This is a genomic window from Methylobacterium sp. AC690 (assembly GCF_979256535.1).
In genome coordinates, this window is record NZ_CEEDOX010000006.1 from 25,794 (window position 1) to 39,150 (window position 13,357).

Consider the following 13,357-nt stretch of genomic DNA (forward strand, 5'->3'; position numbering starts at 1 on the left):
CCGGAACGGAGCTCGGATCGATCGGTTCACCTGAAACCCGATCCGGCCCGGAGTTTGTGACCTTGAAAGCCCCCGTTCGCTACAGTCCCGACGTCGAGGTGGTAACGTCCGATGAGGACGTGACCATCGCGCAACTCAACCAGACCTTCGACAAGATCCTGCAGACCGTAGCCGCGGATTCCGGCCACGCGGTGCGGTCGGTGCATGCGAAGGCGCACGGCATCCTGGAGGGCGAGCTCCGCATCGATGACGCCCTACCTGAAGAACTTGCTCAAGGCCTGTTCGCCCGGCCTGGGACGCACAAGGTTCTGATGCGCCTGTCTACCAACGCGGGTGATATCCTTCCCGACGCCGTGTCCCTGCCGCGGGGGCTGGCGCTGAAGGTGCTGGACGTCGAGGGCGAACGGCTGCCGGGTGCCGAAGGTGCCACGCAGAATTTCATCATGGTCAACGGCAAGGTCTTCCAGGCTCCGAGTGCCGACAAGTTCCTCGGCAGCCTGAAGCTGCTGGCCGGCACCACGGATCGGGCCGAAGGCCTGAAGGTCGCAGCCTCGACGGTGCTGCGGGGCGTCAACAAGGCGCTTCAGGCCGTGGGCGTGGAGAGCACGACGCTGGCGTCCCTCGGCGGGGCCCCCAACGTCGACCCGCTCGGCGAGACTTACTACAGCGTCACGCCGTTCCGGTACGGCGACTACGTCGCCAAGTTTTCGGTCGCCCCAATTGCCCCGGCCCTCACCGCGCTGACCGGTCACGAGATCGATGCGTCCGGTCGCCCCGATGCGATCCGCGAGACGGTGCAGTCCGAAATGCGCGCCATCGAGGGCGTCTGGGAATTCCGCGTCCAACTTTGCCGCGATCTTGAGCGCCAGCCTGTCGAGGACCCGACCGTGGAGTGGAACGAGGCGGAAGCCCCCTTCCAACGCGTGGGGCTGATCACCGTCCGGCCGCAGGACAGCTGGGATGCGACGCGCGTCCAGGCGGTCGACGAGGAGATGCGCTTCAGCATCTGGACGGGGCTCGCCGCCCATAAGCCCCTGGGCAACATCAACCGCGCTCGCAACGCGCCCTACAGGCACTCGGCCGAGTTCCGCCAACGCTTTAATGGCTGTCCGATCCACGAGCCCGGCACGGTGCGTTGAGGTCCGGTGAACCCATGCCGACGGTGGGCAATCGCGCCCGATGCACGCGACTGAGGCGCGGCGAGACCGGGCACTCATGACACCCGCTCGCTGCCCTGCTGGCGTTCGAGCCTCGCCTCGCTGACTCGATCCGTGGTGGTGTTCCCTCCGGGATCCCACCGCGATCCATCAGCGATGTTGGCTCGAAGACCTCCTCCTGGCGATTCGCTTGCCGCGGGAGGGGCGGTATCTCGGCTAGCTTCGCAGTCATCGCCGTCGCGGCCGTCACCCTCCTGCTGCGGGTCGGTCGAGGAGCGCAGCGCCGGATCAGATCTCGATACAGATCTTTCCGAAGTGCCGGTTGCTCTCCTGGTGCCGGAACGCCGCGACAAGATCCGCTAGGGGATAGCGGCGATCGATGATCGGACGCAGCCCGCAGGCCTCGATGCCGCGGACCATCTCGATCTGCTGGCGTCGACTGCCGACCAGCACGCCTTGCAGGCGGATCTGCCGAAGCAGGGCGGGCACCAGGGGAAGTGGTCCGGCCACACCACTCAGGATGCCGATCACCGAGATGTGGCCACCCACCCGCACGGCCGCCATCGACTGCTCCAGGGTCGCGGGACCACCGACGTCGAGGACGTGGTCCACGCCGCGCCCATCGGTCAGGCGCCGGGCCGTTTCACCCCAGGTGATGTCGGACTGGTAGTTCAGGACGTGATCCGCCCCCAGAGCCCGCAGGCGTTCGAGCTTTTCCTCGCTCGACGAGGTGGCGACCACCGTGGCGCCGGCGGCTTTCGCAAACTGCAGGGCGAAGAGCGAGACGCCGCCGGTACCCTGAACCAGGACGACGTCACCGCTCTTGAGCCCCGCATCCCCGTGCAGAGCCCGCCAGGCCGTGAGCGCCGCCGTCGTCAGCGTCGCCGCCTCGGCATGGTCCCACCCTCGCGGTGCATGCGTGAACGCCATCGCGGACGCAGTGACGCGCTCGCGGGCGTACCCGTCGATGCCGTCGCCCGGCACGGTCGCGAATCCCTCGACCTGGGGATTTCCCTCCGTCCAGGTTGGAAAGAAGGTGCTGACCACGCGGTCGCCCACGGCGAACGCCTCGACGTCCGGTCCCAGGGCCTCGACCTCACCGGCCCCATCCGACATCGGCACGCGCGGCTCGCTCGGGCCCCACATGCCGCTGACCACGGCGTAGTCGTGATAGTTGAGCGAATTGGCCCGCAGGCGAACGGTGATCTCGCCGGGGCCGGGCTCGGGAACCGGTCGCTCGCCGAAGCCGACGGTGTCGAACCCACCACCGGGTTGAACGATCACTGCGCGGGATGTCGATCCAGTCATTCTCAACCTGTCCGTCTCGCCGGCGCAACGTACCGGCCCTGCAGGGGGCGAAATCCGTGCCGGGAATGGGGGCGCCGGACTTCCATGGTGGCCGCAGACTCGACGCCTGTCGAGACAGTCTGGCCGGACTCCGCCGGGACGAAGCAGTCCAGTCCAGATCGCGAAGCAACCGTGGCATTGTGGACCATCGTCGTTCGCGCTTAAGAACGACTCCAAGTTCAGCCAGTCGACGCACCCAGCGTCGACGCTGCCCTGAGGATCGTCATGCGTTCATCCAGCACCAAGTACGCTCTTGCGGCCGGTATCGCTTTTGCTGTCGTGACTGCTGCGCCGGTCTTTGCCGAGGAGGCAACGACCGCCGAACAGACCATCAACGTCATGAACAAGCTGTTTGGGTCGCATCCGGGTAAGCGCGCCAACCATGCCAAGGGCGTGGTGGCGGAGGGCAGCTTCACGCCTTCGGCCGAGGCCGCGCGGATCAGCAGGGCGTCGCTGTTCCAGGGATTGCCCGTTCCGGTGACGATCCGGTTCTCGGATGCGACCGGCGTGCCGACGATCCCCGACGGCTCGAAGAACGCGAATCCGCACGGGATGTCGCTGAAGTTCAAGCTCGTGGATGGCTCGGAGATGGACGTCGTCCTGAATGCACTCAAGTACTTCCCGGTGGCGACCGGCGAGGCGTTCCGCGACCTGCTCCAGGCGGTCGCCGAGAGTGGCCCGGACGCGGCGCATCCGACCGCTCTGGAGCGCTTCACCGCGGCGCATCCGGCAGCGGCCACGGCCGGCGGCACGGCCCAGACCCCGTCGAGCCTGGCGCGGCAGACCTATAACGGCGTGAACGCCTTCATCTTCGTCGACAAGGATGGCAAGCGCCAACCGTTCCGCTTCCGCGTCGTGCCTGTCCAGGGCGAAGACATCCTCTCGCCCGAGGAGGCGGCCAAGCGCGAGCCGGACTATCTGATGGCGGAAATCGGTCCCCGCGTCGCGAAAGAACCGGCTCGCTTCACCATCCAGGCGCAGCTCGCCGCGCCGGGCGACCCGACCAACGACGCCACCAAGCCCTGGCCCGATGATCGAAAGATCGTCGACCTGGGCGTCCTTACGGTCTCCAAGGTCGTACCCGACAGTGCCGAGGCCGAGAAGGCGCTGCTGTTCATGCCGAACGCCCTCACGGATGGCGTCGAGGTCTCCGACGATCCCCTGATCGACGCCCGGGTCCAGGCTTACGCCGTCTCGTTCGGACGCCGGAGCCAATAGGCTCGGTCGCTCCCAGATCCGCTCTCACCGGGTGGTTCCGGCGGCCGGGGCACCCGAGGCTCCGGGCCGTGACGATGCTGAGCCTTTGTCGGAAGCCGCTTCGGAACCGGTGCGGCGGCTGCCATCTTCGATCGCGCCGGAGCCGGTCAGTCCGCCGGCTCCCACGCTCGTCGTTCCGGAACCTGCGGGACCGCGCGATCCCGACTGGGACCCGTCACCCGCCTTGGCCGAACCGTCCACGGCAGATGCGGATCCCGCGAGGCCGATCAGGATCGCGCCTGCGATCAGAGGGGCGTGCATCGGCATTGTGCAAAGTCTCCGTCGTCCGTCGGACTGTTCCGACTCGTGCGATCCGAGAAGCCGCGCGCCGCACCGGGTGTTCCCGGCACCTCCGGAGAGGCTTCGCTGACCCGGCGCCGAGATCAACCGGGCCTTTGGCGGGCCCGGGCACCCTACGCACGGTGGCCCCTATGGTGGGTACCGCAGACATGGGGGCGCGGCTTCGCCACAGGAACAGCTCCCTGACCACGCCAGTTTACGCGTCAGGTCTATCCCACGGGGCTTTCCATGAAGATGTCCGCTCCCCTGTTGAGCGCCGGCGTGCTCGCGATCCTGATGACATCGTCCGCTCTGGCGCAGGGGTTGCTGGCCCCGGACGGCCGCCGCGGCGTCATCATCCAGAACCAGCCCAACACGACCGGCAATAGCCGCGATCTGGTAATTTCGTACGGGGCCACAGGGGCGGATACTGTGACCACGAATTCGGCCGCCGGAGGCAATGCGAGCCGGCCGGAGCAAGCCTTCCCCAACGGCAGTGCCAACGGTGGACCGGGCGGCCGCTGACGGTCCTGGCGGGTACGACGCCGCCCGTCGGCGGCTCTGGCAGAGTTCCCCGTCGCCGATTGGTGCCTGCCACGTGATCCCGTCCCTGGCCTGCTGCGCCGGCCGTTGTCGGAGCCGGAGCGTCCTGGCATGATGCGGCATGCCGCAAACGTCCTACCCCCGCTGGTCGCCCGCCGAACTCGTCGATGAACTGCGCGAAGCTGCCGAGGAGATCGCTCCCGAATTGAACGGGATCAGGGCCGAGGAAACCCTCGAGGGTGAATCGGCCCAGATGATCGAGGAGATGGCGGACGCCCTCAAGCGGATCGCGAGCGGGGCACCGCGTCCTCAAGACATCGCACGTGAGGCGCTGGCCGCGCAGACGCCCCGCAAGCCGATCGGGCGGCCGCAGCCGGTATTGCGCAAGCCGCCGAAGCCGCGGCGCTGATCGAGGGGCTTCCAGGTACCTGGGCCGCGTCCGGGCCGCAGCCAAAAAGGTCGGTCTAACTTAAGGTTACCGCCGCTATGGCCATCGCTGGTGGCGCCTCCATACTGGTGGAGGATCGTGCGAACTGGTAGGTCACGATCAGGTTGGAATGCGGTCTATGGCGGGTCGGCCAGCGCGATACACTGAGCTCCCCACGAGGCGAACCTAAGAATGTCCGTGTCTGCCGGCGCATCGATTCACCCGATCATTCTCTGCGGCGGTTCGGGCACGCGGCTCTGGCCGGCGTCGCGGGAGAGCATGCCCAAGCAGTTCACGCCGCTTGTGGACCCCAAGACCTCGACCTTCCAGGCCACCGCCCAGCGCCTGAGCGACACCGGCGTCTTCGCGCGCCCGACCGTGCTCACCAGCAGCGATGCGCGCTTCATCGTCGCCGAGCAGCTGCAGCAGGCCGGCATCGCGGCCGACATCATCCTCGAGCCCGAGCGGCGCGACTCCGCCGCAGCGGTGGCGGTCGCCACCCTGCACGCGGCCCGGCGCGACCCCGAGAGCGTCGTGCTGATCATGGCCGCCGACCACGTCATCGGCGACACCCCCGCCTTCGTGGCCGCTGCCAAGGCCGCCGCGGCCGGCGCCCGGGCCGGGGCCATCATGACCCTCGGGATCACCCCGACTTCGCCCGCCACCGGCTACGGCTATATCCGCGTCGGCGCAGCCCTTTCGGGCGGCGCGGGCAACCATGCGGTCGAGCGCTTCGTGGAGAAGCCCGATCACGACGGCGCCCTGCGGCTGATCGACGAGGGCGCCCTCTGGAACTCGGGCTACTTCCTGTTCCGCGCCGACGTGATGCTGGCCGAGCTCGAGGCCCATGCCCCGGAGATCCTGGCGGCCACGCGGGCGGCGCTCGATGCGGCCGTGACCGACCTGGACTTCGTGCGCCTCGACGCGGACGCTTTCGGGCGGGCCCCCAAGACCTCGATCGACTACGCCGTGATGGAGCGGACCCGGCATGCTGGCGTCCGTCCGGTCTCTTTCGCGTGGTCGGATGTCGGCACCTGGGACGCGGTCTGGGACGTGCTGGCGCACGATGCCGACGGCAACGCCGTCCGGGGCCGGGTCGAGACCATCGACACCCATGGCAGCCTGATCCACAGCGAGGGCGAGCACCTGACGACGGTGGTGGGCCTGGACGACGTCGTCGTGGTCACGACGCCCGACGCCGTCCTGGTGACCTCGAAGGCCCGCTCGGGCCGGGTGAAGGACCTCGTCACCCGCCTGCGCGAGAAGGCCCACCCGGAGGCGGACGCGCATCGGCGCATGTACCGGCCCTGGGGCTGGTACCAGCGGATCGACATCGGCGAGCGCTTCCAGGTCAAGCGGATCATGGTGACGCCGGGCGGACGGCTGTCGCTGCAGAAGCACTTCCACCGGGCCGAGCACTGGGTGGTGGTCAAGGGCACGGCGGAGGTCACGCTCAACGAGTCGGTGGTGCTGGTGCACGAGAACGAAGCGATCTACCTGCCGATCGGCTCGATGCACCGCCTGACCAACCCGGGCAAGATCCCCCTGGAGCTCATCGAGGTGCAGGTCGGCTCCTACACCGGCGAGGACGACATCATCCGCGTCGAAGATATCTACGGACGGTGAGACACAGGCGTTTCCCTGCAAGGCTCCCGAAGAGGCTCTGGAACGCACACAAGGCAAGTGATCGCCTCCAACGGTGATGCGCCGCCGGCGTATCTTGACCGTCTGCAACGCCAAAGCCGCCGAGAAGACTGGTCCGGGGAGACGGACGCCAGGGCCCGATTATCCGGGGGCCTGTCGATCACGCAGGGCCTGACGCACACGCGATAGCGCGAGCAGGACGATGCAGGGGATGATGATACACGTTATGGTCGTGAAAACGTCTTCCGGCGGCGAACCTCCGAGGGGCGCTCCGCCGTCTCAGCAGAAAGGCCACTCGTTCCTCGCCGGTTCGTGATGAGCGATTTCCGGCGTGTCGAACGTCTTCAGGTCTCGTTCGAGATGACCTCGACCGTACCGTCGACCCGCTCGATATCGAGCGAGAGATGCGCCCGGAAAAGGACCTGCGCTTCGTCGCCACGCACGATCGCAAGATAGTCCTGACGCTCGGTCTCGACGCTGAATTCCTGTGCGATCTTGGCCATGATGCGCACGAGCTTCGTGCGCACCGCATCTTCGTCGGACAATTCGAATCCGACCTTGTCCTTGACGAAGTTGGCTCCGTCGTGGAGGTCGATGAAAAAGCGTGGCATTGACAATATTACCCGTGGGAATTTATCCCACTCCATGGAATTAAACTAGGCCGTTCGCGGGCCGAGTGCAATCGGTGGTCCCTGCTTAGGTCTGCTACGAGACGGATTTGTCAGCCTCGTGGCCTGCGCGACCGAATGACAGTGTCTTGACCAGCCTCTGTCCGCTGCGAAGGTTCGTGTCATTGAGCAACGCGCGGGACAAGGCGGCGACCGTTGCGGTATCACGCCTCACCTCCCCACCCGCTCAAGTTGCCCGCGCATGTTCTTTCCCCTGTCGAAGCTGCTCTATTTCCTCGTGACGCCTTCGAACGCCCTTGCCCTCCTGGTGCTTCTCGGGATCGGATTGGCGGCAGGAGGATGGCTTCGGAGCGGCCTCTGGATCGGTGGCCTGGCTGCCCTGTTCCTTCTCATTGCCGGTCTGTCACCCTTGCCCGTCCTCATCGCCCTTCCCCTCGAGGAGCGATTTCCCGCATTCGTCGACGATGGTTCGCCGGTGACCGGGATCATCGTTCTCGGCGGTGCGATCGAGACCCGGCTCTCGGCGGATCGCGGCCAACTCCTTCTCAATGACGCGGCCGAGCGACAGGTCGCGATGGCGGATCTGGCCCGCCGCTATCCGCAGAGCCGCCTCGTCTTCACCGGCGGCAGTGGCAGCCTCGCCGGAAGCAAAGCCTCGGAATCGGAGATTGTCGGTCGCTACGCCGACACGATGGGCCTGCCGCGCACGCGCCTGATCCTCGAGGATCGCTCGCGCAACACGCGCGAGAACGCCCGCTTTACCGCCGACATGGTCAAGCCGCAGCCGGGGGAGCGCTGGCTCCTCGTCACGTCGGCTTGGCACATGCCCCGGGCGATCGGCTGTTTTCGCGAGGCCGGCTTCGGCGTCACCGCCTATCCGGTGGATTATCGCACCGGCGGTTGGGGCGACATCCTGCACGTCAACGCCTTCGCGTCCGAGGGGCTGGCACTCCTGGACATCGTCACGAAGGAGTGGTTCGGCCTCGTCGCCTACCGGCTCAGCGGCTACACCGATGCCCTGCTGCCGGCGCCTCAGGCCTCGTCCGGCGTCGAGGCTGCGGCGCCGAGCCGGTAGATGCCGCGGAAGTCATCGGGGTCCTCGACCGGCTTTCCCTTGCGCAGGATCGCCACTTCGCCGGCCTTGGTCATCCGTACGGCAATCCGACGGATCGGCTGCATCAGAGGGCTCCAGTCGTCCGGCTGCGGTCCCCCGAGTTCCCGGGCCACCTCCGACGGGCAGATGGTCTTGCCGGGGTCGCGAGCCGCGAGAAGGCGCAGGATCGTCTCCGCGATCAGCGCTTCGGACGGCCCCTTGCGTTCGGGGCGACCCGTGGATTTCGGTTCCGGCTTCGCCGCGGCCTTCGGGGGAGGCGCCGAGGGCACCTTCGAGGCGAGGATCTTCGGGGAGGAGGTGCGCTGGCGCGTGGGCTTCTTGGGAATCGTCATGGCTGCCATCCCTGCCCTGTCCCGTCGTCTTCCGCCAGCAGGGCGGCGCGAATTCGCGAGGCGAATTGCCGTCGCCACATGACCAGCACCACCGCCGTGGTCGTCAGCATCAGGAGCCAGGGGCTGACGAACCAGCCGAGATAGGCCAGGGCGAAGAAGAAGGCGCGCTGGCCGCGTGCGAAGTGGCTCCCGGCGGCGATGTTCATCGCAGCCGCCTTGCGCGCCGCGCGCAGCATCTGCTCCGGCGTCGCATCCGAACCTTTCGGCGGCACTGCGCCGAGGAGGATCGCGCCGTAATTGAACAGCCGGTAAGCCCAGGAGAACTTGAAGAAGGCGTAGACGAAGACGACGGCGAGGCCCGCCACCTTGATCTCCCAGGTCAGGCGCGTGGCGATGGCGCCGAAGGGAAGCGTGCCGAACAAGGTGAGGACGTCGTCGCCCGAGCGCGACAGGGTCAGCACGCCACCGAGGGCGATGAGCGAAGTCGAGGCGAAGAAGGCGGTGCCGTTCTGGAGCGAGGCGTTGATCGTGGTGTCGACGACGCGGTTGTCGCGCCCGATGAGCTGGCGCGTCCACTCCGCCCGCTGCGCGTTCATGATCTGGCTGAGGCTGGTACGGCGCCCGCGCATGCGCGCCACTGCGATGCCGTAGCCGGCCCAGGCCGCTACGAAGTAGCTGAGGGCCGCGAGGTCGAGGTAGGAGAAGTCGGCGGTCAGCATCGCGTCCGGTCTCTCGACGACCGATCGCCGGGCGTCCCGCCCGGGCGCTAGCGCGGATGCCGACGCGCTGTCCAGACGACGAGGCATCGGACGTGTCTCACCCGGGACGAAGCGTCAGCGGATCGCGAAACCGGCCTCCTGCGGTAGATCCGCATCCTCCGTCACGGCGATATCCGTGACGCGGGCGCCGGGCGGGCCCTGCCGGCAGGCTTCGAGCATGCGCGCCACGGCGTCGGGGGCTCCGGAGAACAGGGCCTCCACGGACCCGTCCGGCCGGTTGCGGACATGCCCGGCGAGGCCCAGGCGATCCGCCTCGCCGCGTGTCCAGAACCGGTAGCCGACGCCCTGGACCCGGCCCTGGATGATCACCGCGACGGTTCGGATCTCGGGCATCGCAGTCTTCTCCTCGGTGGCATCAGTGACGGCGGGGGGGGCGAAAGACGACATCGCACCCGCCGATGAAGAGGGGCCGGCGCGCGCAGCATCCCGTGCGGATCCGGCCGGTGTTCGGAGCGCAAAGCCGAGCGCGGGCGATCGAAGACCATCCCGGGACCGGACCTCAACCGGCGCGCCTGCGCTGCCAGGTCTGCAACTCCGCGCGATAGGCGGCCGGCAACTGTGCGGCGGAGGCGGCGGCCAGGACGGCTTCGAGGTAGCCCGGACGCGGCGCCCCCGTGGTGCTGGTGCCGCCGAGATAGATCAGCGCCCGCTTCGACCCGCCCGGCACCGAGACCGGCTGCATCGCCTTGACGTAGAGGCCGGAGGCGACGCCCTCGTAGCGGTCGAGGGCCGGGACGTCCCCGAGGGCCAAATCCCACAGTATACCATGTACGGTCGCGCGTGGGTCGCGCACCACCGAGGCGTAGCCCTCGCGCATGATGATGAAACGGTGCCGGTTGAGGCGGCCCTGCCCGATCAAGGTCGAGCGTGGGCAGCGCGCGGCCATGGCGACGGCATCCATGTTCGCGCCGTAGGCGAAGTACAGGGGCATCGGCCGGGTCCCGGGAGGCCGACCCGGAGCGCTCCGCGTCCCGGGACGGGAAGCCGCGCGCCCCGGGGCCGGCGGCGCGTCAAGCGAATTCGAGGATGACCGCGTCGACCGCGAGGCTGTCGCCCTCCTTGGCGGCGATCTTGGCGACGGTGGCGTCGCGCTCGGCCCGGAGCACGTTCTCCATCTTCATCGCCTCGACGATGGCCAGGGGCTCGCCGTTCTTCACCTCCTGGCCTTCCTTGACCAGGATCGCCTTGACGAGGCCGGGCATCGGGCAGAGCACCTGCTTGCCGGAACCCACATCCTCCTTGATCGGCATCAGGGCGGCCAGGGCCGCCTCGCGCTGGGTGTAGACGCGGGCCTCGGCCGCGGCGCCGGCGTGCTGCAGGGCGACGCCGTTGAGGAGGCCGCGGACCTGCATCGCCACGCGGGTCCCGCCGATCTCGCCCTGCCAGACGGGCTCGCCCGGGCGCCAGTCGGAGGAGACCGGCCAGGTGGTGCCGTCCGCGCCCGTGACGATCAGGGTCCCGCCGACGGCGTCGACGGTGACCGGGTAGGACTCGCCCGCCAGGACCACGACGCGGTCGCGCTCGAAATGCAGCAGGGCCGGATCGCGCATCTGGCCCGAGATGCCGCGCTTGCGCTGGTTCATCTTGTGGTCGATGGCGGCGGCGGCGGCCGCCATGCGCTGGGCGATCGCGCCCTTCGGCTCGGGGGCGACGAAGCCCTCCGGGAACTCCTCGGCGATGAAGCCGGTGGAGAGGTTGCCCGAGCGCCAGCGCGGATGCGCCATCAGGGCGGCGAGGAACGGGATGTTGTGGCGGATGCCCTCGATGGCGAAGGCGTCCAGGGCCTCGCCCTGGGATTCGATGGCCTCGGCCCGGGTCGGGGCCCAGGTGACGAGCTTGGCGATCATCGGGTCGTAGTGGATCGCGATCTCGCCGCCCTCCTCCACGCCGGTGTCGTTGCGCACGGTGGCGCCGCCGAACTGGCCCTCGGCCGGCGGCCGGTAGGTGGTGAGGCGCCCGATCGAGGGCAGGAAGTTGCGGGTCGGGTCCTCGGCGTAGACGCGGCTCTCGACGGCCCAGCCGTCGAGCCTCACGTCCGCCTGGCCGAGCGGCAGGGCCTCGCCGGCCGCGACCCGGATCATCAGCTCGACGAGATCGAGGCCGGTGATCATCTCGGTGACCGGATGCTCCACCTGCAGGCGGGTGTTCATCTCGAGGAAGTAGAACGACTTGTCCTGGCCGGCCACGAACTCGACGGTGCCGGCGGAGTCGTAGTTCACGGCCTTCGCCAGCGCGACGGCCTGCTCGCCCATCTTGCGGCGGGTGGCCTCGTCGAGGAGCGGCGACGGCGCCTCCTCGATGACTTTCTGGTTGCGGCGCTGGATCGAGCACTCGCGCTCGCCGAGATAGATCACGTTGCCGTGCTTGTCGCCGATCACCTGGATCTCGATGTGGCGCGGGTCGGTGATGAACTTCTCCACGAAGACGCGGTCGTCGCCGAAGGAGGAGGCGGCCTCGGACTTGGCGCGGGCGAAGCCCTCGGCGACCTCGCCGGACGAGTGGGCGATGCGCATGCCCTTGCCGCCGCCGCCGGCGGAGGCCTTGATCATCACCGGGTAGCCGATCTCGTCCGCGATGGTGACCGCGTGTTCGGGGCTCTCGATGACGCCGAGGAAGCCCGGCACGGTGGAGACCTTCGCGGCTGAGGCGGCCTTCTTGGATTCGATTTTGTCGCCCATCGCCGCGATGGCGCCGGGGTTGGGACCGATGAAGACGATGCCGGCCGCTTCCAGGGCGCGAGGAAAGGATTCGCGCTCGGACAGGAAGCCGTAGCCCGGATGCACGGCCTGGGCGCCGGTCTGCTTGCAGGCGTCGATGATCTTGTCGATCAGCAGGTAGGACTGCGCCGCCGGGGCCGGACCGATATGCACGGCCTCGTCGGCCATGGCGACGTGCACGGCGTCGCGGTCGGCATCCGAGTAGACCGCCACGGTCTTGATGCCCATGCGCCGGGCGGTCTTGATGATGCGACAGGCGATTTCGCCACGGTTCGCGATCAGGATCTTGTCGAACATCTTTCCGCGCACTCTGGTCCGTCAGGGAACATGCGGCGTCTTACAAACGCCCAAGCTCGTTCCCGTTAAAGCAGTTATGCGGCTTCGGGAAGCTGATGGATCCAGGCCAGAGGCCTGTTTATGCACGGGCACGGGGCACAATCTTACGGTGCGATGCACCATATGATTTTGAATGCGAAATATCAGGGACCGGCGGCTCTTAGGCCGCCAGCAATTCGCGGATCCGGTCGGTCTCGGCGGTGGCGCGGTTGGCCGCCAGCGCGAAGGCGATGAGGGCCTCGTCGCTGGCCTGGGCCTCGCGCACGACCTCGCGGGCGAGGCGGGCGGCGAGACGGGTCGGGCCGCTGCCGGCGCGCAGGGTGCTGACCAGCCAGGAGGCCACGCCCGCATCGATGTAGCCGGTGGGGCGCTCGCCCCAGACGGCGAAATCCACCACCGCCGCGACGAGGTAGTCGCCGAAGCTCGTATCCGCGAAGGTGACGATGCGGTCGAGGGCGATCAGCATGTCGGCCTCGTCGCGGCAAACGAAGCCGTCGGGGAGGACATCGCGCGCCAGGATCCGGACATCCTCGGCGGTGATGCAATCGGCGGCCACGATACGGTTACAGAAAACCTGAAGCGAAAGGTTGATCATCTCTTGATGCCTCCCCGGCTTTGTCTTGGCCGGCCTGTGTCTCTGTCGATGGTTCGACTATGCAGGACGGCATCGTTCAAGCGGTTAACGGGCAAATCTGAATCAATGTTCAGGTTAAAGCCTGCTCACGAATGAGCCTTTCGAAATCATGACGGTCCGGGGCCGGCAAACCCGTTCAGCGCCGCCCTCCCTGCCCCATCT

The 13,357-nt window shown here is 67.9% G+C and carries 14 protein-coding genes; 6 read left to right on the forward strand and 8 right to left on the reverse strand.

Going from position 1 to position 13,357, the window contains the following annotated elements; genetic code table 11:
- Positions 1–62: 62 nt before the first annotated feature.
- Positions 63–1,139, forward strand: a complete 1,077-nt coding sequence (locus AC0IY1_RS08550) for a catalase family protein (RefSeq protein WP_471768910.1) — start codon at positions 63–65, stop codon at positions 1,137–1,139.
- Between the two features lie 306 nt (positions 1,140–1,445).
- Here the strand turns inward: AC0IY1_RS08550 and AC0IY1_RS08555 are convergent, their stop codons facing one another.
- On the reverse strand, positions 1,446–2,465 hold the full coding sequence (locus tag AC0IY1_RS08555; RefSeq protein WP_471768912.1) for a zinc-dependent alcohol dehydrogenase family protein: 1,020 nt from the start codon (positions 2,463–2,465) through the stop codon (positions 1,446–1,448).
- A 264-nt stretch (positions 2,466–2,729) separates the two neighbouring features.
- Between AC0IY1_RS08555 and AC0IY1_RS08560 the strand changes: the two genes are divergently transcribed.
- The 4 genes from AC0IY1_RS08560 to AC0IY1_RS08575 all read left to right on the forward strand — a co-directional run bounded on the left by AC0IY1_RS08560 (position 2,730) and on the right by AC0IY1_RS08575 (position 6,636).
- Positions 2,730–3,722, forward strand: a complete 993-nt coding sequence (locus AC0IY1_RS08560) for a catalase family peroxidase (protein WP_471768914.1) — start codon at positions 2,730–2,732, stop codon at positions 3,720–3,722.
- Positions 3,723–4,289: 567 nt separating this feature from the next.
- A complete protein-coding gene (locus AC0IY1_RS08565; protein WP_245436647.1) occupies positions 4,290–4,565 on the forward strand; it encodes a hypothetical protein in 276 nt (91 codons plus the stop codon).
- Between the two features lie 139 nt (positions 4,566–4,704).
- Positions 4,705–4,992, forward strand: a complete 288-nt coding sequence (locus AC0IY1_RS08570; RefSeq protein WP_471768916.1) for a hypothetical protein — start codon at positions 4,705–4,707, stop codon at positions 4,990–4,992.
- A 210-nt stretch (positions 4,993–5,202) separates the two neighbouring features.
- Entirely contained in the window at positions 5,203–6,636 is a 1,434-nt protein-coding gene (locus AC0IY1_RS08575) for a mannose-1-phosphate guanylyltransferase/mannose-6-phosphate isomerase (protein ID WP_471768918.1), read from the forward strand.
- Between the two features lie 362 nt (positions 6,637–6,998).
- Here AC0IY1_RS08575 and AC0IY1_RS08580 read toward each other — a convergent pair whose 3' ends face one another.
- Complete coding sequence (locus tag AC0IY1_RS08580; RefSeq protein ID WP_471768920.1) at positions 6,999–7,265, reverse strand: DUF6894 family protein; 267 nt, start codon at positions 7,263–7,265, stop codon at positions 6,999–7,001.
- A 259-nt stretch (positions 7,266–7,524) separates the two neighbouring features.
- On the opposite strand from AC0IY1_RS08580, the gene AC0IY1_RS08585 reads away from it, so the two are divergent.
- Complete coding sequence (locus AC0IY1_RS08585; RefSeq protein ID WP_471768922.1) at positions 7,525–8,358, forward strand: YdcF family protein; 834 nt, start codon at positions 7,525–7,527, stop codon at positions 8,356–8,358.
- Here the strand turns inward: AC0IY1_RS08585 and AC0IY1_RS08590 are convergent.
- From AC0IY1_RS08590 to AC0IY1_RS08615, 6 genes are all read right to left on the reverse strand, one after another.
- Entirely contained in the window at positions 8,316–8,579 is a 264-nt protein-coding gene (locus tag AC0IY1_RS08590; protein ID WP_245436063.1) for a DUF3253 domain-containing protein, read from the reverse strand. The two genes, AC0IY1_RS08585 and AC0IY1_RS08590, sit on opposite strands and share 43 nt — an antisense overlap.
- A 146-nt stretch (positions 8,580–8,725) precedes the next feature.
- Entirely contained in the window at positions 8,726–9,448 is a 723-nt protein-coding gene (locus tag AC0IY1_RS08595) for a DUF599 domain-containing protein (RefSeq protein WP_055953252.1), read from the reverse strand.
- A gap of 114 nt (positions 9,449–9,562) precedes the next feature.
- On the reverse strand, positions 9,563–9,841 hold the full coding sequence (locus tag AC0IY1_RS08600; RefSeq protein ID WP_471768923.1) for an acylphosphatase: 279 nt from the start codon (positions 9,839–9,841) through the stop codon (positions 9,563–9,565).
- Positions 9,842–10,007: 166 nt separating this feature from the next.
- Positions 10,008–10,439, reverse strand: a complete 432-nt coding sequence (locus tag AC0IY1_RS08605; RefSeq protein ID WP_471768925.1) for a gamma-glutamylcyclotransferase family protein — start codon at positions 10,437–10,439, stop codon at positions 10,008–10,010.
- A gap of 79 nt (positions 10,440–10,518) precedes the next feature.
- Positions 10,519–12,522, reverse strand: coding sequence for an acetyl-CoA carboxylase biotin carboxylase subunit (locus AC0IY1_RS08610; RefSeq protein WP_471768927.1), 2,004 nt, complete (start codon positions 12,520–12,522; stop codon positions 10,519–10,521).
- Positions 12,523–12,721: 199 nt separating this feature from the next.
- Positions 12,722–13,156, reverse strand: coding sequence for a hypothetical protein (locus AC0IY1_RS08615; protein WP_055953242.1), 435 nt, complete (start codon positions 13,154–13,156; stop codon positions 12,722–12,724).
- Positions 13,157–13,357: the final 201 nt, after the last annotated feature.

Bases quoted from the DNA above. Each gene is read 5' to 3' on its own strand.
- AC0IY1_RS08615 (WP_055953242.1), bottom strand. From the start codon at position 13,156: ATGATCAACCTTTCGCTTCAGGTTTTCTGTAACCGTATCGTGGCCGCC.
- AC0IY1_RS08555 (WP_471768912.1), bottom strand. From the start codon at position 2,465: ATGACTGGATCGACATCCCGCGCAGTGATCGTTCAACCCGGTGGTGGG.
- AC0IY1_RS08560 (WP_471768914.1), top strand. From the start codon at position 2,730: ATGCGTTCATCCAGCACCAAGTACGCTCTTGCGGCCGGTATCGCTTTT.
- AC0IY1_RS08585 (WP_471768922.1), top strand. From the start codon at position 7,525: ATGTTCTTTCCCCTGTCGAAGCTGCTCTATTTCCTCGTGACGCCTTCG.
- AC0IY1_RS08595 (WP_055953252.1), bottom strand. From the start codon at position 9,448: ATGCTGACCGCCGACTTCTCCTACCTCGACCTCGCGGCCCTCAGCTAC.
- AC0IY1_RS08605 (WP_471768925.1), bottom strand. From the start codon at position 10,439: ATGCCCCTGTACTTCGCCTACGGCGCGAACATGGATGCCGTCGCCATG.
- AC0IY1_RS08600 (WP_471768923.1), bottom strand. From the start codon at position 9,841: ATGCCCGAGATCCGAACCGTCGCGGTGATCATCCAGGGCCGGGTCCAG.
- AC0IY1_RS08610 (WP_471768927.1), bottom strand. From the start codon at position 12,522: ATGTTCGACAAGATCCTGATCGCGAACCGTGGCGAAATCGCCTGTCGC.
- AC0IY1_RS08565 (WP_245436647.1), top strand. From the start codon at position 4,290: ATGAAGATGTCCGCTCCCCTGTTGAGCGCCGGCGTGCTCGCGATCCTG.
- AC0IY1_RS08570 (WP_471768916.1), top strand. From the start codon at position 4,705: ATGCCGCAAACGTCCTACCCCCGCTGGTCGCCCGCCGAACTCGTCGAT.
- AC0IY1_RS08580 (WP_471768920.1), bottom strand. From the start codon at position 7,265: ATGCCACGCTTTTTCATCGACCTCCACGACGGAGCCAACTTCGTCAAG.
- AC0IY1_RS08575 (WP_471768918.1), top strand. From the start codon at position 5,203: ATGTCCGTGTCTGCCGGCGCATCGATTCACCCGATCATTCTCTGCGGC.